Source organism: Mycoplasmopsis equigenitalium (genome assembly GCF_024498255.1).
In the GTDB taxonomy this organism is placed as follows: Bacteria; Bacillota_I; Bacilli_A; order Mycoplasmatales; family Metamycoplasmataceae; genus Mycoplasma_H; species Mycoplasma_H equigenitalium.
The window spans coordinates 329,167-354,036 of sequence record NZ_CP101808.1 but is presented as its reverse complement, the minus strand read 5'-3'; the positions used below and the strand labels follow the sequence as shown (position 1 = coordinate 354,036).

General features: G+C 30.8%; 21 protein-coding genes. 4 read left to right on the top strand and 17 right to left on the bottom strand.

Annotated elements, in window-relative coordinates; genetic code table 4:
• Positions 1 to 288 precede the first annotated feature (288 nt).
• The 9 genes from NPA09_RS01645 to NPA09_RS01605 form a co-directional block, all read right to left on the bottom strand.
• Entirely contained in the window at positions 289 to 807 is a 519-nt protein-coding gene (locus NPA09_RS01645; protein WP_129721835.1) for a hypothetical protein, read from the bottom strand.
• Complete coding sequence (locus tag NPA09_RS01640) at positions 807 to 1,130, bottom strand: hypothetical protein (protein ID WP_129721838.1); 324 nt, start codon at positions 1,128 to 1,130, stop codon at positions 807 to 809. The genes NPA09_RS01645 and NPA09_RS01640 overlap by 1 nt, the downstream gene beginning before the upstream one ends.
• 47 nt (positions 1,131 to 1,177) lie before the next feature.
• Positions 1,178 to 4,285 (bottom strand): type I restriction endonuclease subunit R, encoded by a 3,108-nt coding sequence (locus NPA09_RS01635; protein ID WP_256541854.1) that lies wholly within the window; start codon positions 4,283 to 4,285, stop codon positions 1,178 to 1,180.
• A 130-nt stretch (positions 4,286 to 4,415) separates the two neighbouring features.
• Entirely contained in the window at positions 4,416 to 5,894 is a 1,479-nt protein-coding gene (locus tag NPA09_RS01630; protein ID WP_129721844.1) for a type I restriction-modification system subunit M, read from the bottom strand.
• A 3-nt stretch (positions 5,895 to 5,897) separates the two neighbouring features.
• Positions 5,898 to 6,098 carry a helix-turn-helix domain-containing protein gene (locus tag NPA09_RS01625; protein WP_129721846.1) on the bottom strand — a complete coding sequence of 67 codons (201 nt, stop codon included), beginning with the start codon at positions 6,096 to 6,098 and terminating at the stop codon, positions 5,898 to 5,900.
• Positions 6,099 to 6,351: 253 nt separating this feature from the next.
• Entirely contained in the window at positions 6,352 to 6,567 is a 216-nt protein-coding gene (locus tag NPA09_RS01620) for a hypothetical protein (protein ID WP_129721849.1), read from the bottom strand.
• Positions 6,568 to 6,985: 418 nt separating this feature from the next.
• Complete coding sequence (gene rlmD, locus NPA09_RS01615) at positions 6,986 to 8,260, bottom strand: 23S rRNA (uracil(1939)-C(5))-methyltransferase RlmD (protein WP_129721852.1); 1,275 nt, start codon at positions 8,258 to 8,260, stop codon at positions 6,986 to 6,988.
• Between the two features lie 40 nt (positions 8,261 to 8,300).
• Positions 8,301 to 10,229: a DNA topoisomerase (ATP-hydrolyzing) subunit B gene (gyrB, locus tag NPA09_RS01610; protein ID WP_129721855.1), complete on the bottom strand. Its 1,929-nt coding sequence runs from the start codon at positions 10,227 to 10,229 to the stop codon at positions 8,301 to 8,303.
• A gap of 109 nt (positions 10,230 to 10,338) precedes the next feature.
• The gene (locus NPA09_RS01605) at positions 10,339 to 11,157 is read right to left on the bottom strand and encodes a Cof-type HAD-IIB family hydrolase (protein ID WP_165036220.1); all 819 of its coding nucleotides are present in this window, start codon (positions 11,155 to 11,157) and stop codon (positions 10,339 to 10,341) included.
• 63 nt (positions 11,158 to 11,220) lie between these two features.
• On the opposite strand from NPA09_RS01605, the gene NPA09_RS01600 reads away from it, so the two are divergent.
• Positions 11,221 to 12,066 carry a hypothetical protein gene (locus NPA09_RS01600; RefSeq protein ID WP_129721861.1) on the top strand — a complete coding sequence of 282 codons (846 nt, stop codon included), beginning with the start codon at positions 11,221 to 11,223 and terminating at the stop codon, positions 12,064 to 12,066.
• 9 nt (positions 12,067 to 12,075) lie between these two features.
• On the opposite strand, the gene NPA09_RS01595 is transcribed toward NPA09_RS01600, so the two are convergent.
• The 7 genes from NPA09_RS01595 to NPA09_RS01565 all read right to left on the bottom strand — a co-directional run bounded on the left by NPA09_RS01595 (position 12,076) and on the right by NPA09_RS01565 (position 19,641).
• Positions 12,076 to 13,146, bottom strand: a complete 1,071-nt coding sequence (locus NPA09_RS01595; RefSeq protein ID WP_129721865.1) for an aminopeptidase P family protein — start codon at positions 13,144 to 13,146, stop codon at positions 12,076 to 12,078.
• Between the two features lie 30 nt (positions 13,147 to 13,176).
• A complete protein-coding gene (gene rpmG / locus NPA09_RS01590) occupies positions 13,177 to 13,329 on the bottom strand; it encodes a 50S ribosomal protein L33 (RefSeq protein WP_129721868.1) in 153 nt (50 codons plus the stop codon).
• 62 nt (positions 13,330 to 13,391) lie between these two features.
• On the bottom strand, positions 13,392 to 14,210 hold the full coding sequence (locus tag NPA09_RS01585) for a Fic family protein (protein WP_165036222.1): 819 nt from the start codon (positions 14,208 to 14,210) through the stop codon (positions 13,392 to 13,394).
• A 152-nt stretch (positions 14,211 to 14,362) separates the two neighbouring features.
• Positions 14,363 to 15,208: an ABC transporter permease gene (locus NPA09_RS01580; protein WP_129721874.1), complete on the bottom strand. Its 846-nt coding sequence runs from the start codon at positions 15,206 to 15,208 to the stop codon at positions 14,363 to 14,365.
• Positions 15,195 to 16,133 carry an ABC transporter ATP-binding protein gene (locus NPA09_RS01575; RefSeq protein ID WP_129721877.1) on the bottom strand — a complete coding sequence of 313 codons (939 nt, stop codon included), beginning with the start codon at positions 16,131 to 16,133 and terminating at the stop codon, positions 15,195 to 15,197. Before NPA09_RS01575 ends, NPA09_RS01580 begins: the two co-directional genes overlap by 14 nt.
• A 66-nt stretch (positions 16,134 to 16,199) precedes the next feature.
• A complete protein-coding gene (locus NPA09_RS01570) occupies positions 16,200 to 19,286 on the bottom strand; it encodes an AAA domain-containing protein (protein WP_129721880.1) in 3,087 nt (1,028 codons plus the stop codon).
• Positions 19,276 to 19,641 carry a PTS transporter subunit EIIB gene (locus NPA09_RS01565; RefSeq protein WP_129721883.1) on the bottom strand — a complete coding sequence of 122 codons (366 nt, stop codon included), beginning with the start codon at positions 19,639 to 19,641 and terminating at the stop codon, positions 19,276 to 19,278. The genes NPA09_RS01570 and NPA09_RS01565 overlap by 11 nt, the downstream gene beginning before the upstream one ends.
• Positions 19,642 to 19,720: 79 nt before the next feature.
• Here NPA09_RS01565 and trpS point away from each other — a divergent pair, with 79 nt between their 5' ends.
• Positions 19,721 to 20,728 carry a tryptophan--tRNA ligase gene (trpS, locus tag NPA09_RS01560; protein ID WP_129721886.1) on the top strand — a complete coding sequence of 336 codons (1,008 nt, stop codon included), beginning with the start codon at positions 19,721 to 19,723 and terminating at the stop codon, positions 20,726 to 20,728.
• 1 nt (position 20,729) lies between these two features.
• Entirely contained in the window at positions 20,730 to 22,484 is a 1,755-nt protein-coding gene (thrS, locus tag NPA09_RS01555; RefSeq protein WP_129721889.1) for a threonine--tRNA ligase, read from the top strand.
• Positions 22,485 to 22,607: 123 nt separating this feature from the next.
• On the opposite strand, the gene NPA09_RS01550 is transcribed toward thrS, so the two are convergent.
• The gene (locus NPA09_RS01550; RefSeq protein WP_129721892.1) at positions 22,608 to 22,853 is read right to left on the bottom strand and encodes a hypothetical protein; all 246 of its coding nucleotides are present in this window, start codon (positions 22,851 to 22,853) and stop codon (positions 22,608 to 22,610) included.
• Between the two features lie 53 nt (positions 22,854 to 22,906).
• Here NPA09_RS01550 and parE point away from each other — a divergent pair, with 53 nt between their 5' ends.
• Entirely contained in the window at positions 22,907 to 24,832 is a 1,926-nt protein-coding gene (parE, locus tag NPA09_RS01545; protein WP_129721895.1) for a DNA topoisomerase IV subunit B, read from the top strand.
• Positions 24,833 to 24,870 lie beyond the last annotated feature (38 nt).

Below are 24,870 nucleotides of genomic sequence, written 5' to 3'. Positions count from 1 at the left end.
TAGAAATAATATTGCTATTAGTTAGACAAGAAATCTATATCAAAAATTGACGAATTACAAAATAACCATAATTGCGTCACTCTAAGTTCATCATTTTCATTTTTTAAATTTGCTGCATCTAAGCCAACTTCTATGCTTTTCTTTCAAGTAAAACGAGAGTTTCTATGTGCAAGACAACCCACAGTGCTACCTAACATATATCTATAAAGATATATTTTGGAACAAATAGACGTTAAATAAAAGCAACACAAAATCTGTTTTGTTAGTGCTTTGAGACCTTATTTTACGTTAATATCTATCAGAGATATCTATCGTAGGAATAGAACCAGAATCTATATTTTCTTTTTTAAGAAAAGCTTCTGCAGACCATACAATCTTGTTACATAAATTTTCTACATTAACATACCACTCGGTTACTTCAGTTTCATCGCATGTTTGTGTTTTTGATGAACATTCACACAAAGCATCCTTTCCTATAAGAAGTTTGAATTTATCTATTTTTATATCTTTTGATATATCTTCAGCTCCTTCATGGAGCATGGCACATCTAAGTTTGTAACAAGCATAACCGTCCATATAAGGTAGATTCCATTTTGAATCTTTTTTAGCAAGTGGAGATTGCTCATAATCACCAATATACTTATCAAACCATTTTTTATATCTTTCAGTTGTGCTTGCAGAAGGATATAAAATTTTACCACAGACATCTGGAATGACTAATGCAACAATTAAAGCGGAGATATAATTTTCACTATTCAGAGAAGAATTAACTTCATCAATAAGAAGCTGAATTGAATTCTTTTTCATTAACTACACACCGCCAAATTACTAAAAATACTAAGCAACGAAATAACTTCTATTATTATAGAAATAATAACATATAATAACTTTCTGCTTTTAACGCTCAAGATAATACCGAACGCTAAAGCAATAGCAATTATAACTCCAACAATAAAGTAAGCTGAAGATAAGTAATCTTTAATTCCTTGTTTAATTGCTGGAACAAAAATAGGAAATATACCTTTTATGGTTTGCCAGATTACATCTAGACCCTGAAAAACCGCAGTAAATCCTCCTGCGATAAACAATATAACTAATATAGAAATAACGGGCACTAATTGTTTCTTCATATTCCCTCCATTTTGAAAAAACTCGCGAGATTAACTCGCGAGCTCTCTTAATTTTCGTTCATGATGTATTCAGCTTGTTTAATTACTTCATCCACAGCTTGTTTTTGATACTTAGGTGGATAATTATATTTCTTTAAGCACTCTTTAATCTTTGTTCTCATCTTTGCGCGAGTAGATTCTTTATTAGACCAGTCAGTTGAAGCATATTCTTCTACTACTTCTTTTAATTCTCTAGCAATTAATTTTAATGTTTCATCATTTAATAATTCTTGAGCAGACTTGTCTCTAATCAAAGCATCATAGAATGCTCTTTCTCTACCAAAGATACCTAGTTTATTGGCTTCTTTTTCATCAGAAACCATCTCCCCAGCAAAGCTCACCAAATCAATAATAGTTGATTCTGGCGCAAATGTGCCGTCTCTATCGTTGTATTTTTCAAGTATTTTTCTTAAACGTTTAGAATATTCTTGCGATTTAAAGAAGTTATTCTTTCTTGATTCAGCAATAGCTCTTTCAAGTAATTTCTTAACTATCTCAACAAATACTAGAGGAGGATTTTTCTTTCTTAACTCTTCTATCTTTTCAGCACTTAATAAATCAATAGCGTTGATTGAATCATCTTTACCAAAAGTTAATACTTTTACTTCATCGCCCTTAATAGCATCTGCTAAAAGATTTGAAACATATTCATTCATCTCTTTAGTAGTTACTGAGCCAGTCTTAGTTCTTAACTTTAAAATATAGCTTCTAATAGCCAAATAATAATAAACATCATTCTTTTCATCTTCTGTAGCAATACTACCACATACAACAAAGGCTTGTTTGATTGTTAAAGATAAATCTTGGATGAATGTATCCTCTCTCTTTTTATCACTTAAGATAAATTGAGTTCCTTCTTGGATAGCAGTAAATCTAGTTAATGAGTCTTTACTATAGAATTTAGATTTATCAATCTTATAGAACCATTCATTAAGAATAGAAAGCTTTTCTTTTAGAATGTTATAAATTTCTTTCTTAATATCTTGGCAGTTATTTTCTCTGTCTCTATCTGTATATTGAGTTAAAGCATCATCTAAAGCTTTACCTAAACCAATATAATCAACAATTAAACCATAGAACTTTCCAGGATAAACTCTGTTTACTCTAGCGATAGCTTGCATTAAGTTATATGATTTTAATCTCTTAATAAAGTACATTACATCAAGATCTGGAACGTCAAATCCAGTTAGCCACATATCACATACAATAGCTATCTTATATTTTGAATTGTCTTTCTTAAACTCCTCACCTAGTTCTTTTCTATAATCACTATTCTTAAATAGTTCTCTTTCTTCTTCAGTATCTTTATTAGATTCGGTAGCAACTAAGATGACTTGATCCTTCATATCAGGTCCTAGCTTTTCTACTATTTTTCTATAAAGTTTAGCTGCAGCAACTCTAGTCTGACATACTATCATTGCCTTACCATTTAAGAAATTCTTTCTGTCATCATAATGAGCTAAAATATCTTTAGCAAACAAATCAATCATATCATCATCTTCTAAGATAACTTTAATCTTAGACATTTCTGCTTTAGATCTTTCAATTGATTTAAAATCAGCTCTCTCGTTTTTTTCTAGGTCATCATAATATTCGTCAATTTGTTTTAGAACTTCATCATTAGTCCATACCTTAGTAAGTCTAGATTCATAATAAAGTTTGACTGTAGAACCATCTATAACAGATTGAGTCATATCATAAACATCAATGATATCTCCAAAAATATCAGTAGTTTGTTTATCTTTTGTAGAAACTGGAGTACCAGTAAAACCAATAAATGTAGCATTAGGCATGGCTTCTCTAATATATTTTTCTACACCATATTTAAATACTGCTTCCATTTCGTCAGTTTCTTTATTCTTTTCATAATGAACAGTCTCATAAATTCCATAATGCCCTCTATGAGCTTCATCGGTCATAACAATAATGTTATTTCTTTCATTCTTTGGAAGGTTCTCTTTATCAAACTTTCCAACGGTAGTTAAGATAACTCCGCCTTGTTTAATCTTATTTAATTTCTTAACTAAGTCTTCTCTTGATCTAGCAATAACTGGTTCGCATTTTAAATATTGTCTAGCACTATAGAATGTCTTATATAGTTGATCGTCAAGATCAATTCTATCTGTTAACAAAACAATAGTTGGTACATTAAGTGATTTTTCAATTAATAATCTATGAGCAAGCATAACCATTGAGAATGACTTACCACTACCTTGTGTATGCCATACAATACCAGCTTTACCATCACCATTAGGTTTAACTGTTTTAAGAATAGAATCTAATGCTTTGTTTACACCGAAATATTGGTGATATTGAGACATGATTTTGATAGGTTTATCATTCTTGTCTTGAATAAAGAAAAGATTGTTCTTAATGACATCTAATAATATAGAAGTATCGAATAAACCATCAATTAATATATTTAGCTTAGTAACACATGAGCTATCATATCCTTTTTCACCAGATACACTCTTCCATTCATTATATCTATCAATCTTAGATGTTAGTGTTCCAACTTTAGTTGTTACTCCATCAGAAATAACTAAAAATGCATTATAGTTAAATAATGTAGGAATATCATAGCGGTATCCATTAGATTCACTATGAGAACCTAATTGAGCATATGCATGATCTAATGTCGCATTAGTTGCATCTTCATCAAAAGATTTGAGTTCCATAACAACCAATGGAAGACCATTTACATATATAATTACATCAGGTATTCTTGTGTTTTTACCTTCTTTAAATTTTACTTGGTGGCAAACCTGAAAAACGTTGTTTTCTGGATTGTTGAAATCAATAAACTTAATTAACGGATTAACTTTATAGACCTTAGATTCAATTGTAATTCCGTCAACTAAATATTTATGAAAAGCGAAGTTTCTTTCAAATAAAGAAGGATTTTCTAATCTGGTAATAGCATTAATAGCATCTACTAATACACCATCGTTTTTAACTTTATTAATTTTTCTTAGGCATTCTAAAAGCAAGTCTTTATTAATAAACTCATCAAGACTTCTATTTGCAACCCAATGGTCATTTTCATCAATTAGTTCATAACCTTTATTTTGTAATAAAGATATGATTGTTTCTTCTATTACACTTTCGTATACCATTGAATTCACCTCTCTTTCTAAAAGAATATCACATTTATACCAGTTTTGTCTTGGTTTTGCGAAAAGGAAATATCAAAAAATGTCTTAATATATTTATAAATTAAAATTTTCTAAAACAACATAGTTAACACTATCTCAATTCTTCTTCTAAAATCTCTTTAACTTTATCTTCTAGTTCCTTTCCCTCCTTCATTAATTCTAATAATTCGGCTGTAGTCTTTCTTAACTCCTCTTGAATTTCTTCTTGAGTCATTTTGTTAGACTCATCAGCTCCTACATATCTTCCCGGATTTAAAGAATAATCTTTTGATTGAATTTCATCATAAGACGCTCCTTTACAGAAACCAGGTATATCTTCAAGATTTCCGTTTGTGAAATCTTTATAGGCTTTTACAATTTTATTAATGTCTTTTTGTTCTAAAACTCTAATCTTTCTAGAAATTAAAGTCCCCATTTCATCAGCATTAATAAATAACACGCTTCTATCTGTTTTAGCTCTATTTAAAATCCAACATTGGACAGAAATAGAAACATTAGAGAATAATTTATTAGGTAACGCTAAAATTGCTTCTACTTTTCCAGATTCAATCATAGCCTTTCTAATTTTATAATCATCATGTGTATTGCTTGTTGTTGCACCATTAGGCATAAGAATTGCTGCTTTTCCTCTAGGAGCTAATTTTGCATACATTAAGGATAACCATGCATAGTTACCATTCTTATCATCTGGTCTACCAAATAACCATCTAGGATCTCCTTCAAGAGATGGTTTCCAATATTGTTTTAGGTTATATGGTGGATTTGCGATGATGAAATCTGCTCTTAATGCTTTATGCAAATCATCAGTAAATGAATCACCATTTCTTTCACCAAGATTACCTTCTAATCCTCTGATAGCTAAATTCATCTTGGCCATCTTCCATGTTCCTGGATTTGATTCTTGACCGAAGATGGAAATATCATCAACATTACCTTGATGTTCTTTTACGAATTTAGAACATTGAACGAACATACCACCAGATCCACAACAAGGATCATAAACTCTACCTTGATATGGTTCTAGAATATCAACCATCAATTCAACAACAGATTTAGGAGTAAAGAACTCTCCGCCTTTTGTTGGAATATATTTAGCGAATGCGCCAATGTAATATTCATATACTTGTCCGAAGAAGTCACCATCGGCATCTTCCATATTTAAGTTATTTGAGAAAAAATCTACAAGTTCACCCAATGCTGTTTTATCTAGATCACTCTTTGAATATGTTTTAGGTAAAATACCCTTTAATTGATTATTGCTCCTTTCAAGACAAATAAATGCATTATCGATTATTTGGCCTAAATCTTCTTGTTTTGAATGAGAAGCTACAGTATCCCATAAAGCTTCTTTAGGGACGATAAAAACGTGATCTGAGATGTAATAATCATCGTCTTTTTCTCTTCCGTCACCAACTTTTGCTAATTCTTTATATTTAGCAGAAAACTTGTCACTTACGTATTTTAAGAAAACTAATCCTAAAACAACATTTTTATAATCTGCAGGATCGCATTTATCTCTAAGCTTTTCAGCAGCACCCCATAAGATATCTTCATTAATGATTTGTGACATTGTTTACTCCTCCTCCACATCTACATCGATATTATATTTTTCAAAGTAAGGTTGTAATTTTCTTTTAACTTTAGTAGTTGGTCTATACTTACCAGATTCCCATCTATTTACAGTACCAAAAGAAACTTCAAACATATTAGCAAATTCAGTCTGAGTTAAAATCATCTTTTTTCTCAACTTTTTAATTGCTTCAGAGTATTTCATATTACCGCCTCCAATTTGTTTATTTCTTTATGTGATTAGTATATCACTTTTATGATCTTTTGTCCACGAAACCAAATAAACATAATTTAGAAAAATTCTCATTATTTTCTCAGTTATTCCCACTAAAGTCTTATATTTTCTCATAATCTCAAAATAAATACCTGATTTTTGAAAAATTTAGGTCACGTATATTGGAGGCCTTGCGCACGATACCAAAGGCTTTAAAAATAAAATCGAGACCGGGGGGAGTAAATTATTTATCTTCTGGCCAAAGTTCTACAGCTTCAGCAGTTTTCTTTTCTAGAATCTCTAATTCAAACTTTCTAGGTGAGTAATCTCTACCAAACTTAATCATCAAAAAATATTTACAAGCATCTATATCTGGTGGATAGACTTTCTTAGTTTTAACAATTCTTTGTTTCTTTCTATCTTCTACTATTTCAATATTTTTCCTTAATTCTCTTTTCACTGGCTGTTACTCGCTTTTTTAATCTATTGCTTCAACGCAAAAAAGACAGTTTTTTTTAGCAAATTATTCGCAAATTAAGACGTTAATTTCTTTAGTTCTTTTATAGACTTTGTCCAATTCATAAAATTGCTATTTTTTAAATATTTAACATATACATGTTAACATTTTTTACAAAAATGTATTGGTTCTTGGCTTAAATTAGTTTATAGATTTTCATAAAATCTAACTTAAAATCCTTTCATTTCTTACTATTTTTAAATTTTATGTATCAAAACTATTCTTAGATTTTAAAAATAATATTGCTATTAGTTAGACAAGAAATCTATATCAAAAATTGACGAATTACAAAATAACCATAATTGCGTCACTCTAAGTTCATCATTTTCATTTTTTAAATTTGCTGCATCTAAGCCAACTTCTATGCTTTTCTTTCAAGTAAAACGAGAGTTTCTATGTGTGGCGTTTGTGGAAACATATCAAAAGGAATTACTTCTTTAATTTTAATTTCTTTAAACAATTGCAAATCCCTAACTAAAGTATGGGGATTACAACTTAAATAAATAATATTTTTGATACTTGATTTGTTAAGTATATTAATCTCAGCACTACTTAAACCGCTACGAGGGGGATCAACAATTATTGTATCAATACCTTCGAGTGTCTGACTAGTTATTTTTGAAGCGTTTTTACAAATGAAATTAGCATTAGTTATCTTATTTAAATTAGCATTAGTTTTAGCGTTATTTATTGCTTCGGGTACAACTTCGATCCCAAGTATTTTATCAACTTTTTCGGCAACATATAACCCTATTGTCCCAATACCGCAATATAAATCCAGCACGCTTTTTGAGTTTAACCTACTAATAAATTCTTTAATTTTATTGTATATATTTTGCGTTTGTTCTTTGTTTACTTGATAAAACGAATTAGGATTAATTTCAAATGTAATGTGTCCAAATTGATCAAACAAAGATAACTGATTTTTATAGTCTAAAATTTTATTTTCTTTTTTCAAAACTAGAGATTTAACTTTCTTATAATTTAATAAAATTTTTTCAGCAAAATTGTTATTAATTTTATTCAAATTTTCAGTATTTAAAATAAGTTGAATTTCATCATTTCCTGTTCGAATCGTTAAAGACTCAACACCACTAAAATCTGAAATTTTAAATGTTTTTAAATAATTAATAAAATCACTAATTAAGGTGTCTGCAAGTTTAAAACCTTGCTGAGAAACGACAATATTAGAATTCTTCATTTTCAAGCCAAATTCAGTATTTTTTATTGAATTTTGCAGAAAAATGGTTATTTTATTTCGGTAATTTCATTCTTTTGGTGATGGTACTATTTGACTAACATTCTCATATCCAAGTTGACGTCTAAAAAGCATTTTAACAAAATTTTGTTTGAATGCTAATTGTTTATCATATGAAATATTACTTAAAGGCGCTGCTCCTGACGCTAACAAAGCGCTATCGGCATCAACGACACGGTCATTTGAGATCTTATTAAATCTTATAACCCTGGCATAAGATATTTTGCTAGTTGTCTTATACACCTTAATATCTACGTTTTCATTAATTAAAGCATTTTCCACTAACAGTAAATGTTTATCAAATCGTACGGCTCCATACCCTTCATAAGTTATTTCATTAATATTTACATTTTCAATAATTTGTCCTTGTTTAAACATTGTATTTTAATTATATAAAAAAGAACAACTTGCGTTGTTCTTAAGCATCAATATTTTTAACAAATTTAGCATTTTGTTCAATGAATTCACGACGTGGAAGAACATCACTCCCCATTAATGTACTAAAGATGTTATTTGCTTCACTAAAATCACTAATTTGGACTTGATACATCATTCTAGTTTCAGGATTCATTGTTGTTTCTCAAAGTTGTTCTGGATCCATTTCTCCAAGCCCTTTGTAACGTTGAATTGTATATTTTTGGTCATTTAAATTTGCTTTAATAATTTGTTCTTTTTGTGCATCACTATATGCATATCAAATTTGTTTCCCTTTAGTAATTTTGTAAAGTGGTGGTTGTGCTATATACACAAAACCATACTCAATAATTGGTCTAAAGAAACGATACAAGAATGTTAATAATAAGGTTCGAATGTGTGCGCCATCGACATCGGCATCGGTCATAATAATAATTTTGTGATATCTAATTTTGTTAATGTTAAACTCATCACCAATTCCGGTTCCAATCGCGGTAATCAGGGTTCTGATTTCTTCGTTTGCCAACACTTTGTGGAACTGGTTTTTTTCAGCATTAATAACTTTCCCACGCAGTGGCAAAATCGCTTGGGTTTGACGATCACGCCCCATCTTAGCGCTACCGCCAGCTGAGTTCCCTTCGACAATGTATAATTCGCCAAATTCTGCATTTCGTGTTGTACAATCAGCTAATTTACCTGGTAAAGCACCAATTTCAAAAGGAGATTTTTTTCTTGTTGCTTCACGCGCCGCAATTCCGGCTTCACGCGCTTTTTTACTAATTAATGCTTTAGAGCAAATTAGTTTTGCTTCAGTTGGGTTTTCATTTAGGAAACGTTCTAGCACTTCGCTAAAAACACTATTAACTGCTTTCCGCGCATCTTTATTTGCTAATTTACCTTTGGTTTGACCCTCAAACAATGGATCGGTATGTTTAATCGAAACGATAGCAGTTAAGCCTTCTTTAATATCATCACGAGTTAATTTTTCTTTTTCAGTTTTAATTAACCCATTTGCCATTGAATAATTATTAATAATTCTTAAAAGGGCATCAAAGAACCCGGTTTCGTGTGTTCCGCCTTCGGCAGTAATAATGTTGTTAGCATAAGAAATAATATTATTTTGGTAGTTTTCATTATATTGGATTGCAACTTCAACTTGAATTGTATCTTTGCCATCGCTGTATTCGCCTTCAGCATAAATTGGTTCAGGGTGTAGTACTTTACGGTTTTTGTTTAATTCGTTAATATAATCAACAATTCCACCAGCAAATAAGAATTCTTTTTCAAAGTTTACACGTTCATCAATAACAGCAATATGAATTCCTTTATTAAGATAGGCGATTTGCTTAGCGTGGTCTAAGATAACTGAGAGATCAAATTCATTATTATCCATAATAGTAAAATCAGGTGTAAATTTGATGGTTGTTCCCGTATCGCTAACTCCAACATCACCGATTACACTTAATGCCTTAACTGGCTTACCACCATTTTTAAATTCCATATAATGAATTTTACCTTGACGTTTTACTCATACTTCAAGATGACTACTTAAGGCATTAACTACTGAAGCACCAACACCGTGTAAACCACCAGAAACTTTATAAGATGAACTGTCGAATTTACCACCAGCATGTAAAACTGTTAATACAGTTTCAACAGTTGATCTTCTTGTTTTTGGATGGATATCGACTGGAATGCCCCGTCCATCGTCTTCTATTTTAATCGAACCATCATTACCAATAGTAATAATTACTTTTGTCGCTTCGCCCGCCATTGCTTCATCGACTGAGTTGTCAACAATTTCTCAAATTAAGTGGTGAAGACCTCTTTTACCAACACTCCCGATGTACATCCCAGGTCTTTTACGAACCGCTTCTAGTCCTTCTAGAACCTGAATATTACTTGCGCCATATTCATTATTATTTTTTGCCATATTTCTCCTTATTATATATATAAGTTATATATATTATATAAACATTAAAATTATATACTATTATGTAAAAAGTGATGTATTACGCAATCAGTAAAATAAAAAAAACAAGCTACGAAATTTGCTTGTTTTTTTTGTTTATCAAATCTTTTAGTATATATTTAATTGCATCATCTTTAGCACAGACATCGTAAACTTCATCAGCAATTTCTTTTAATGCGCTTGAGGCATTACCAACCGCTATTAACTTACCAACATACCCCTTGCAAGTTCCGTCATTCATTGTATCGCCAATATGAATACAGTCCTTTGGATCAACTTGATAGTAATTAGCGACAGCAACCTCCGCAAGTCCTTTTGTTGCTTCCTTATGAGTGATCTCTAAATAATGTGATCGACTACCTGAAAAAACACAAATTGTATTTGGTAGTGAATTAACAAAATCATAAATTTGTTGTAACTTTTTGCGAGTATGACCAAAAACAAGCGCCTTGTAAAAAATCTTATCTTCATCAAGGCGTTTAATGTGACGAACATAAGCACCCTTGACAAAAACTGAAAACATTTTAAGTCAATTACTACGGAAATATGTGTCCTTTTTATTACTTTCAAACACAATATTTAACTTATTAGCTTTTGCGTATTTAATAAAAGCGTTAGCATCATTTGCGGCCATTGGTTTATCTACAATAACCTTATTATCCACAACGGCGCTGGCACCATTTCAGTAGATAATATCATCAAGCTCAAGCGCCTTCATTACCCGAACCGAAAGGTCGCGAAAGGGACGACCAGTTGAAATTACAAACCGAAAGTGCTTTTTAGCTGCTTTAATTGCTTTAATATTAGCATCGGAAACAAACAATTTTTTACCATGTTTATCATTAAGTGTGGTACCATCTAAATCTAGGAAAATAATATTTTTATTCATATTGCAATTATACATTGAATATAGTAAAATTAAATAGTAAACTATTCATCCAAAGGAGGATTAATGTTTTTAAAATTACCACAAGAAAACGATAGTGTAGAAAAACTTTGAAAAAATGAAAAAACAGTGTATCGTTACTGAATATTTGGCACAATTGCCGCAATTGTCTTTCTTATTATCTTGTCATTTCTTCAATTACTTTTTAGTCACGTTCTTTTTAAAGAACAAGTAAATAATGTAATGCAAACAATTGCTGATAGAAATGAAGCAAAAGAAAAAGAAGCATATGCACAAGGAATTTTTAACTTATCAAGTGTTTTTATTCCCGGTATCTTCTTTATTGGCGCAATTGTTAGTTTGTGTTTTTATATCCAATCAGTTGTTAAATCATACAAAGTCAAAGATTTTCAATACTTGAGCCGTAACTTCCGTGTTTTCTTTACTACTTTCTCATTTTTAATTATTCTTAGCTTTTTATTTTTTGGATTTAATGAAAATAATGTAATCGTTAATACAATGAAATCGGTATATTTTATCCCTTTTACAATGCTTTATATTGCTACACCAATCACCGCATTTTTACTAGGTGAAATCAACTTAATTCGCCAAATCTTTGCAACCGTAACCATTCGAAGAGATATGAACAATTTTCTTGAAAAAATCAAAAATGGCGATATTGCTAGCGCCATTCAAACCGCCCCAACTGGCGAAAAAATGCAAGTTGCTGAAGTAACAGAAAGCGATGCTGTTAAAGAAATAGAACATGACAAAAACAATGTTCGTGCCACACTCGAATCATTACCTAATGCAAAACTTTATGCAATCGCTGAAAAATTAAACATCTTTGGTTACAAAGATATGAGTCACGAAGAACTTATTAGTAAGATTATTGAAAATATAAAAAAATAACCATCGCGGTTATTTTTTTTCTGCTTTAACGATTTTTGTTTTGATGTTGTAGCTAAGAACACGGTGTCCTTCAGCGGTTACTAGGACATCGTTTTCATCACGTGCTCCGCCTAAACCTTCAATATAAATTCCGGGTTCAACAGTTACAACCATTCCTGGTTCAAACACAATATGACTACGTGATGATACATAAGGAAGTTCATGAACATCAATTCCTAAACCATGTCCTGTTGAGTGAGCAAAGTATTCGCCATATCCTTTTTCAGTAATGTAGTCACGGCAAATTTGATCAATCTGCGCACCAGTCATACCTGGTTTAACAGCATCACGTCCTTTTTTAGCTGCTTCCTCAACAATAGTCATAATTTCAACTAATTTAGGATTGCTTGCATTTTCCTTGCCACCAAAAATATGGGTTCTTGTAATATCGGCAGAATAACCTTTGTAAAGGGCACCAAAATCAATTTTAACAATGTCGCCATAAACTAATTTACGGTCAGTTGGGTGGTGGTGTGGTTCGGCAGCATTAGGTCCAAAAGCAATAATGTTATCAAATGATTCTTTGTCTGCGCCTTCTTGTTTCATGAAGAAGTTTAATTTACGATCAACTTCCTTTTCACTCATTCCTTCTTTTAATCATGAAACAATGCGATTATATGCACGCATTGAAATGTCAATTGCTTTTTGCATTTTTTCAATTTCATCATCTGATTTAACAATTCTTAACTCTTGTCCTTTTAAAAAAACGCTTTTGGCATTTGGACTTAAGCTTTCTAGTGATTTAAGTGTTTCAACTTTGAGATAATCATCTTCATAAGCAATTGTTTGATATTTTTTCTTAGCTAAAAATTCCTTTAGAACACCTGGTTTAAGTAAAATAACTTCGACATTTTTGGCGTTCTTTTGACAATATTCGATATATCTAGCATCAACAAATAAATATGCTTTTTCCTTTTCAATAATAATATAACCATCACTAGTTGCAACTTCAGCATATCAAAGACGAGTTTGTGGCGCTTCTGAAATTAAAGCATCAAAGTGGAGTTCATTAAATTTTTCATTTAGTTTTGTGCGATTCATTTTTTACCTTTCCAAACAAAAAAAGAGAGACTATTTTTTCTCTCTATGGTTAGTGTGTTTATTGCATTTTGCACAGTATTTAGATAATTCGATTTTTTCTGTTTGAGTTTTCTTGTTTTTCTTGCTAATGTAATTTTCCATCTTACATTCGGTGCAAGCAAGTGTATATCCTTCTCTTGGCATAACTTCTCCTTTTACATACAGTAATTTAATAATACATTATATTTTACTAAAAATAAACATTTTTAACGAATTTTATAGAGGGAAGTAATTTCTGTTTCATACTCATCGTTCTTTGCTTCAACTTCTTCCATATATTGCGTTACTTCTTCTTTGCTACGATTTAAGAACGGATTAAATTCAGCGCCATTAACAAAACGATTATTTTGTAAAAAATTATCAATGTCAAGACGAATATCATGACTAAAATCTGACTTATCACCTTGGTATTTTTTGTAAATATTATTGATATAAGGAATTATATTTCACTCATCAAGTAAACGCTTGCTCGATGCTAAACTTGTTTGTTGGTCAGCGAGAATACGATCAAAATATGGTCCTAAATCATTATTAATTAATAACTGGTTAGTAAGAAAAAAAGTAGTGCGTTTGTTGCCGTTAAAAAACAACTGATTTTTTAATAAATAACTAGAAATTAAAATAATTTTAGATAGTTTGTGTTTTGGCTTTGTAAGCATTAAATCTAAATCAGTCAGTAAGCCTTTATAATCGAGTAGAAGTGGTGGTTCAGATTTTTGTTTATTGCTAATTTCATCAGTTAAAACGATCATATCTTTTTTTGTCCGCAAAATTCCGGCATTGTCCTTAAGTTCGTTAATATTATTAAAAACTTTCGTATTAAGGGCAATTGCTCTTTTTAAAATATCTTCTGGTTTAATTTTTTCTAATTTCAAATTATTTTCTTCACGACAAATATCTTCGAGATTAAAAGCGAAGTTTTTTAATTCTTGTTGCGATCTTAAGTTAAAAAGATCCTTGCTAACAAAAAAATTATCATCCTCTTTGTTGGCAACTAGTTTTTTAATAACATCCTCAAAATGCATTTGATTATAGGGTAAACAATAATGAACAAAAAACAATTTTATAATTGTGTTTTTATTATCTAATAACAACTTCTTCCGATCCATATTAACCTCTTCCTTGTGTAGACAAAAAACAACTTTTTCAGTAAAAAACATTGTTTTTTTGTTGAATATTATTGTTTTTTAATTTTAAAATTTACTGTTAAATTAATCGTTAACATCAGCGCTAATCAAGCTGCTATATAAACATATGCTACTCAAATATCAATTTGTTTATTAATTAAAACAACGTGTTGTGGTTGATAGGCAAATTTAATTTCGCTAATATTAGAAATCATAATATTTTGGAAAATATTTACAATCTGCGTTTGTGGTAAAACTGATGCGGCGAACTTTAATCCTTCAGGCATTGCTCCTCAAGGAATATATGCGCCAATTAAAAACCCAATCACACTTGAAAGTACTGCGGTAATTGCTGAAAACACATTAACGTTGCTGATAAAACTGAGCGCAAACGAAACAATTAATGTATTAACTAGCGCTGCAAAAAAAATGAATAAGAAACAGTATACATAATAAATTGGATTACCAACTATCGTTCCCACAATCGCCATATAAACTACAACAATAACATAAACTAACGCTGTTAATATAACATTCATTAAGTAGTTAAAAATTACATAACTAAAGCGTACAAATGCCGAGTTGGTTGGTGTAATCCCAAAATCAGTTAGCACTTTGTTTTGTTTGTCATAAACTAATGAACCACTAAGTGATAAAGCATTTGTAAATGTTGAAACCGCACAAATACTTGAAAGCAATAATAAGTCTGCATACGAAGCAGCTCTTTCAGGAGTAAAACCCGGAATATGTTCAACCGATGATACAAACTGACGACGTGCAAACAGTAAGAAAACCATAACAAAAATGATTGGCGCTAAAAAGGTAAAGAAAACAGCTGCTTTATTTCTAAAAAACCGAATTACATTACGTTTTAAAAGGACATTAATTTCTGACATCTTGCTCCTTTCAGTTACGTGTTACCCTTAGAAAAACATCGTCCATATTTCCTTTTTGTACTTCATAATCACTAATAAATTCCTTATTTTCTTTAAAAAATTCATCTAGTGAAGCAAAATTTTTAAACAAGATTTGATATGTATCACCTTTTAAGTGATATTGCAAACCTTTCTTATTAAGCAAACCTACAAAATCAGGATGATTTACTTTGTAACAATATAAAAACGCTTGCGAATATTTTGTTTTCAAATCAAATGGTGTTCCTTCGGCCACGCATTTGCCATTTTCAATAATCGTAATAAAGTCACAATTATTAGCTTCTTCCATATAATGTGTCGTTAACAAAATTGTTAGCTTGTCTTCATCACGAATCTTATTAAGAATACTTCAAACTAATTTACGTGAACTAGGATCTAAACCTGTAGTTGGCTCATCCAAAAACAGAATTTTAGGTTGATGAATTAAAGATCTGGCAATATCCACCCTTCGTCTTTCACCACCCGACAACTTACCATAACGACGCTTTAAAAACTTTTCAAGTTCAAATTTTTTAACAATTTCATCAAGACGTTCGTTTAAGTTTTTTGACCCTAAGTATTTTTTATATAGCGTTAAGCGAATTTTTAAATTTTCTTCGACACTAAGTTCAGGATCAAGAACTGATTCTTGAAAAACAACACCAATTTTTTGGCGAACTCTTTTTATGTCTTCAAAAGCATTGAGTCCATCAACTTCAACTTGACCGCTGTCACTGTCTACTAAACCTAAAATAATATTCAATGTTGTTGATTTTCCTGCTCCATTAAGGCCTAAAAAACCATACAATTGTCCCTTTTGCACTTTAAAACTTAAATCATCAAGTGCACGTAAATTTTGAAAAGATTTAGTTAAATTTTTCACCTGAATAATATTCTCGTTCTGCATATTTCCCCTTTTTTCTGTCTTTGTCTCATAAATTATAATTTATAAAAATAAAAAATAGCCAAACGGCTATTTTTGTTCTAACAATTCTTTAATTTTATTAATCACTTCTTGTTTTTGGGTATATCAAGCTAAGTTATCGATAATAAATGTGTTGTAGTTTTTAGCATTAAGGAATTTTACTTTATCTTTAAGGGTTATATAATTTTCAACATTATCTTTATAGTCATTATCATCAATCTTGATGCCACAAACATATTTTTCACCATCAAAAATGGCTAAATCAATCTTTTGTGTTCCAACCACATAATCAGAAACAACATTAACTTCCGAATTTCCAAATTCATTTTTTAATGCCTCAGTAATCGTAATTGCCAATTGACTATATTCAGCTGTTTTTTCTAGTAAAACTTCTTCCGTCTCTTTAAAATCAATATATGAATCTTTTTCTTCTTTGGTTAATTCAAGAAAACGAAGTCAGTATTTGAAAACACGAGCGTCCGAATTATTAATAGTATTAGCAATATCATCAGCCTTAATTGACTTAACAACAATCATTTTATCTTTTGCCCGACTAATAGCGACATTAAGCGCATGTTTTCCCGAGTCACGACCAATGTATGTTGAGTGTAGCTTAGCATTTTTATCATAAACTACAGAAACAATCACAAGGTCCGCTTCCTCACCTTGAATATTTTCAATATTTTTTAACATTAATTGTTTATTAAGAATTGCTTCTTCGAGATCAGGATATTTTTCAAAAATTAAATCTTGAATGAAGTTCATTTGTGGCGAGTTAAAAGTTAAAATAATAATCTTTTTATATTTTGCTAAATTTTCTTGCGCTAAACGAATTACGATTTCGATTTCTTGCTCGTTTTTCGAGTTTTCTCAGACACCTTCGGCCTCAACTACTTCAATTGAGAATTCTTTTTCAGGAGTGTTTAAATCAATAATATCAAGTTTTGAATCGTAGAAATGTTTCGAACTAAATGTCATTAACGATGCATAATTCGATCGATAGTTTTTATCAAGTAGAATCTTATAAATTCCTAGTGACTTAGCATATTCTAATAGTGACTCTGATTGACCAAAAATTGAATCACTTTGATTTCTAGCAGTAAATCATCTTGAAGGACGCATTTGTTGGTCATCGCCGGCTAAAATTTTAATTTTCGCCAAGTATAAAACTGGCAATCCTTTTTCAATGAACATTTGACTACATTCATCGATAATTGCATAATCAAACTCTTCACGTTTTCACTCACTTAAATCAGTATCAGGAGTTGTAATAATAATTGGAAATAACTCTTTAATAATTGCTGAAAAGTTTTTAAGAAAACGAGAAATATTCATTGATGCCAAACGTACAACGGCGGCAAATTTCTTATATTGATTAGTTTTTTCTTGGTCAAAATTTTTGATTTTTGACAATGTTTTATGAACAATAAATGACTCAATATCTTTATCTAAATTAACGAAATCTGCATTTTCAATCCGTTGTTTTAGTTCTCATAATTTTATAATTAATAAGATTTGGTGGTTATCGAATTTTTTAACTAATTCAACAAATTTGTTGATATTTCCTTGAAATCCTTTAATTTCTGTTAATGAATTTACTAGCTTATCAACTTGTGATTTATAGCGCTTATTTTCCTTCTTAATTTGTTTTATAAAGTTGCCATTTCATTTAATATTTTCTGGAAAATGTAAATTAGAAGTATGTTCTCTTAAATCATTAAACAACTGTTCGCTATATTTAATGTGGTTAGCTTCTAAAATACCATTTAATTCAAATAACTCAAATGAATTTGGGTTTTTTGCAACCTGATTAATTAACTGCACATATTTGTTTTCTTCGTCAGAAATAATATTGACAGTATTGATTGGTTTTCGTTTGTTAGAGTGTTCAATTAAATCAATATATTTTTTAAGAGGTTCATAGAAATCTTCTTTGTTAATTGAATTACTATTTAGTAAAAATAATCCAAACTTCGAAAGACTACCAAGACGCTTTTGAATAACCTCAAGTGCGGCACGCTTTTGCGAAACAACAAGTGCAGTTTTTTCATAGGCTAAAACATTAGCTAAGATATTAACAATTGTTTGTGATTTACCCGTTCCTGGTGGGCCTCAAATAATTGTGTTTTGATTAAGCGCACTAACAATGGCTTTATCCTGTGAAAAATTAGTTGGCGTAATTTTTAGGAAACCAAAATTCTTCTTACTAATCGTTTCATCAATACATTTTTTATAAACATTTTTATCGATTTCTACATCAAGAATTTTGTTAATATGATCATTTTCAATAATTTCAATCATTCGGTTACGAAGGTATCCACCTAGAGGTTGAAAAATTCCAAGAATCATTCCTTTATGAAAAGCTACTTTTTCGTTTTTAATATCTTCATAAGCAAATTTCTTGTGTTTTGCCACAATATTTTCTTCAATGTCAAATCTTGAACTTCAAGTTACTTTAACACTGTGAATTACTTGCGCAATTGACATATCTTCATGCTTAACATTAACGTCTAAATTAAAACCTTCATTTTGCAAGAAGTAAAATAATTTTTCGTTTTTACGGATAGTTCCATCTGAAACAAGGAATGGGTTAGAATTACGAAAATCAATATTAACTTCTTTTAAAAATAATGGTGCATAAATTTTCTTATCATCATTTGGTGTTGATAAAGTAATGAACATAAAACCAATGTACATACTTCAGATGTTTGATTCTGAATTAATGTTTTCTGCTTTATTCAAAAATAATTTTCATTTTGATGATGATTTTTGTTTTTCAACCTCAAGCAAATCAACTAATTTTTCTTTCGCAAAAGTAAAATCAGTTCGAAGATTTTTTAATTGTTGGTTAACTAAATCTTTACGTTTTTGCATTACTCTAAGCACATCATCAACATTTTCGCACGTCTTTAAGTTTTCGATCAAACGCGAGGTTTCATACTCGATAACCGGAATATCTAATGTAACCTCATTATAAATTTTGTTCATTAATTCTGGCCCAAATGTACTCATTACATCAAAATATTCTTTGTTATCTTTACGACAAAAAATTGATGCATCATTGCTTGAAATATCAAGTAAATTATCAAGAATTACGTTGTATGTTTCATCATCTTTGGTAATTTTAATTGCCATTTACAACCTCCATAATTGCATTTTTAAGATTCTCTGCACCATAACCAACAATTAAGCTGAGTGAAGATGAAGATAAAACTAATCCGCTTGCTGCTTTGATTTGTTTGATAGCTTCTAAATCAATTTGTTTTTTATCTTTGAAAAAAACCTTTATTTTCGATAAAGTTGCTTCAACATTTGAAATATTATCTTTTCCGCCAAAAAGCGAAATTAAATAATCGGGTTTAATTGGTAATTTTTGTTCTTTGTCGATGTTATTTTCTTTCACTACACGTTTTTTCTTCAAAACAATTAGAAAAAGACCGAATGTAATAATCACTAAAAAGATAACTAATGCTTTGTGTTTTTTACTCATAAATTCCTTAACGTGCCCAGGGCAATATATATTATTTATTATAGTCACAAAAATATAAAAATTGTATAATTAAAACATCATGATTAACAACGACAAAAAAAAGAAACTAGTAAGTGGAATAACAGCAACCGGCAAGCTTACGCTTGGTAATTATTTGGGTGCAATCAAACAATTTATCAAACTACAAGATGAATATGATTCGTATTTTTTCGTTGCTGACTTACACGCTCTAACTGGTGATATTTCTAAACTTGATTTAAAACAAAATCGTAAGGACATTTTCGCACTTTATTTGGCCTGTGGTCTAGACCCAGAAAAATGCTGCATTTTCTTCCAATCAGATGTTTTAGAACATACATATTTAAACTGAATTTTAACTAACAATTCGACAATGGGCGAGCTTTCAAGAATGACACAATTTAAAGATAAATCAAGTAGAATCAAAACTGCTAATAATACCGAAACTATCCCAACCGGTCTTTTTATGTACCCAATTTTAATGGCTGCTGACATTATTTTGTACGAACCAGATGTTGTTCCTGTTGGCATTGATCAAACACAACACGTTGAATTAACACGGACTATTATCAACCGTATCAATAACAAATACAACTTAAATATCAACGAACCTGTTGCGCGTATTCCAGAAATTGGCGCAAAAATTATGTCACTTGTTGACCCAAGTAAAAAAATGTCTAAATCTGACCCAAATCCTAAGGCTTCAATCTACTTATTAGATAATCCAAAAGAGGCATATAACAAAATCTTAAAAGCAGTGACGGATAGTGAAAACAAAGTTTATTTAGATGATAACAAACCTGGAATTAAAAACCTTTTAACAATTTATTCTGCGCTTAATGACATCGATATCAAAGAAGCTGCTGAGAAATTTAAAAATGCAAATTATCTTGAATTCAAAGAAGCAGTGGCTGAAAATGTAAAAACATTTTTAGAAAAAATTCAAGAAAAATTCAAGGGTTTTTACTCAAAAATTGATTTTTACGCAAAAGCAGGTGCACAAAAAGCCAGCGCTGTAGCCGGCCGTACAATGAAAAAAATAACCAAGAAAATTGGTTTAGGAGATTAATATGAAAGCAGATAAATTTTTAAACCACACCACCAGTCACTTACTAGCAGCGGCGATTTTCGAAATGTTTCCAAATACTAAATTCGCCTTTGGCCCAGCAATTGATGAAGGGTTTTATTATGATTTCGAATTTAGCGAACCACTTAGTGACGAAAAATTAGTTGAAATCGAAAAAAGAGTTAAACAACTTGCTAAACGTGACATTGAAATGATTAAAGTAACTAAGAAAGAATTTGATGAATTCTTTAAAACAAAACAACCTTACAAAGAGTATATGCTTGATAAATTACAAAACGAAGGCAAGGATATTACTTTTTATTCACTTTATGATAAACAAACAAAAAAACATGTTTTTGTAGATTTATGTGCAGGCGGTCACATTGAAAACGTTAAACCTATTAAATATTTCAAATTACTTTCACTAGCGGGCGCATATTGATTAGGCGACTCAAATAGCATTCAGTTAACAAGAATTTATGGAACCAGCTGATACAAAGCAGAAGAATTAAAGGAATACGAAGAAATTCTTAAAAACCGCCGGGAAAATGACCATCGTCAACTCAATAAAACTCTTAATGTTTTTGGTTTTGATAATATGGCTGGACAGGGCTTTCCATTCTGATACCAAAACGGAATGAAAATCAGAAATGCAATTCGCGATTACGTTCTTAAGTTAGATAAAAAATATGGCTTCACAGAAGTTCTAACTCCACACTTTGGAAGCATCGAGCTTTATAAAAAATCAGGCCACTTATCACACTATAAAGATGATATGTTCAAACCACTAGAAGTAGAAAATGAAAAACTAATCCCTCGTCCAATGACTTGTCCACACCATATTTTAATTTATCAAAACGACTTACATTCATACCGTGACTTACCAATTCGTTTTAGTGAACAATCACGTCTTTACCGTTATGAAAAATCAGGAGCATTAACCGGTTTAGAACGGGTAAGATCAATGGATTTAACGGAAGGCCACTTGTTTGTAACTCCAGAACAAATCGAACAAGAAGTTGAATCAATGTATAAACAAATAAATGAAATTTTAAGTGTCTTTAAAATTCAAATTGACTACATTTCACTTTCGCTTCGCGACAAAGAAAACAAAGAAAAATTCTTCCCAGATGACAAGATGTGAGACGACTCTGAAGCAATGCTTGAAAGAATGATGAATAACCTTAATATCAAGTACGAAAAGAAGGTTGGCGAAGCTGCTTTCTATGGCCCAAAAATTGATATTCAGATTAAAACATTGCTAAATCACGAAATCACAGTTTCAACAATTCAACTTGATTTTTTACTCCCTAGAAAATTTGATATTTCATACATTGACAAGAATAATGAAAAACAAATTCCGGTTATGATTCACAGAGGATTAATTGGAACTTATGAACGTTTTATCTCGGTCATTTTAGAGCAATATAAAGGTAACTTACCTCTATGATTAGCACCTAACAAAATTCAAATTATTCCTGTAGTTCTTGATCACAAATTAATTAAATACGCTAACAAAATTAAAGACTTTTTAGCGTCAAAAGACATTGATGCAAACATCAATTTAAAAGATGAAAGATTACCAAAAAAAGTGCGTGAAGCGCACTTTGAAAAATACAAATACCAAATCATCTTAGGTGAAAACGAAATGAAAAGTAATACCATTTCATATCGTGAATATGGAAACGATAAAACTATCACCATACCCAAAAATGAATTTGCTAAACTCGTTTTAAACAAAATTAAAAATTATGAATAATCAACAAAAAATATACATTTTTCTTGCGTTTTATTTAATTTGTGTTATTACGCCTTTGTTCATAATCTGGATCTTTTTTGGGGGCGATATCAATAAACCTGTAATGCAATGAAAAAAAAGTATTTATATCTCAATTGCCGTAGTTATTGGAATTTTGTTGCTACAAATACTATTCATATTACTCAAATTAATAAATCTAAACACAATCGTATATGTAGCACCTTTTGCCTTAGCGATGCTCGCTTTGACATATAGTCACCCATTACCAATGTGAGCAAGAGTCTTAATCATGATTGGCTGTGTCTTAATTGCGATCCCACTTAATTTTTTAAGCGGGTATCTCGAAGATAAGAAACTTAATAAGCACATATAGTGCTTTTTATTTTATATAAATTTTTTACATATTATTTATAATTAAAATTATGGAAAAATATGAAGCATCGAGCATAAAAAAATTAGAAGGATTAGAGGCCGTACGTAAAAGACCAGGGATGTACATTGGCTCAACTGATGTAAATGGTTTGCACCACTTAATTTGAGAAATTGTTGATAACTCAATCGATGAGGCGTTAGCGGGTTTTGCCAATAAAATTACTGTTACATTATGCGCTGATAAAAGCGTTATTGTTGAAGATAATGGTCGGGGCATTCCAGTTGGTAAACACTCAAAAGGAAAAACAGCTGTCGAAGTTGTCTTTACCGAATTACACGCTGGTGGTAAATTTGATGACAGCGCCTATAAAACATCAGGTGGTTTACACGGGGTAGGTAGTAGTGTTGTTAATGCCCTTTCAACAAATCTAGCGGTTACCGTCTTTCGTGATAAAAAAATATACTTAACCGAATTCGAAAATGGGGATAATATCGTAACAAGAACCAAGATTATTGGCGACACCAATAAACGCGGAACAAAAGTACAATTCATGCCTGATTATGAAATTTTTAAAAAGGCAAGTTTTAGTTATGATCGTATTAGCGAGCGTTTAAGAGAGCAATCATTTTTAATTGCTGGTTTAAAAATTGAATTAATTGATGAAATTAATAAAAAAAGCGAAACATTCCATTTTGAAAACGGGGTGGCTGCTTTCATCGAATTTATCAATAACTCAAAAAAAACAATTTCGCCTGTTGTAACTCACAAAGAAATGGATAAAAAACGCGACATCGAAGTCGAGTTTGGTTTTCAATATACCGATGGATACAACGAAACAATCGTTTCTTTTGTTAACAACATCAAAACTCGTGATGGTGGTACGCACGAAACGGCATTAAAAACTGCGCTAACCAAAACTTTTAATGAATATGCAACCGAAAAAAACATTTTAAGAGGTAAAAAGTCGTTTGAGGGCGAAGATATCAGAGAAGGTATCACATTTATTATTTCTTTAAAAGTGCCAGAAAAGATTTTAGAATTTGTTGGTCAAACAAAAGATAAATTAGGAACGCCTGCTGCTAAGGGTGCTGTTGAAGACATTGTTTCGCGCTTTTTAAAAATTTGACTCAACGAAAACAATAAAGATGCTCAAGTCATTTTCGAAAAAATCAAACACGCATTTGATGCCAGAATTGCATCACGCCAAGAACGTGATGCTAATAAGCAAACAAAAAGCAAATTAAAAGAAAAACAAATTTTAAGTGGGAAATTAACCCCAGCACAAACAAATAACCCCAATGAACGTGAATTATTCTTAGTTGAAGGTGACTCGGCCGGCGGTAGCGCAAAATCAGGACGTGATCGCCGAACACAAGCAATTTTACCGTTAAGAGGAAAAGTTCTTAATACTGAAAAAGCAAAATTAATCGATATCCTAAAAAATGAAGAACTAGCCACAATTATCAATATCATTAATGCCGGAGTTGGAAAAGATTTTGATATTAAAAATGCTCAGTACAAAAAAATTATTATTATGACCGATGCCGACACCGATGGTGCCCACATTCAAACTTTACTGCTAACTTTCTTCTTTAGATTTATGCGTCCACTTGTTGAAAATGGAAACGTTTATATAGCCTTACCACCGTTATTTAAAATTATTAAAAAAGGTGCTTTTGAGTATGCTTGAACCGAAGAAGAATTAAGAGAAAAAATTGCTAAAATGAAAGGTTATGAAATTCAACGTTACAAAGGGCTTGGTGAAATGAATGCCGAACAACTTTGAGAAACAACAATGAACCCTGAAACAAGAACACTTATTCAAGTCTCTATTACTGATGCCGCAATCGCTGAAAGACGGGTTTCAACCTTGATGGGAGATGCCGTCGAAAAACGAAAAGAATGAATTAATAATAACGTTGAATTTAGTCTAGAAGACTCATTCGAAATCAACACTAATAAAGTTAATTTTTAACCTTATTTTCAAAAAACATTAATGACTAAAAATCAATA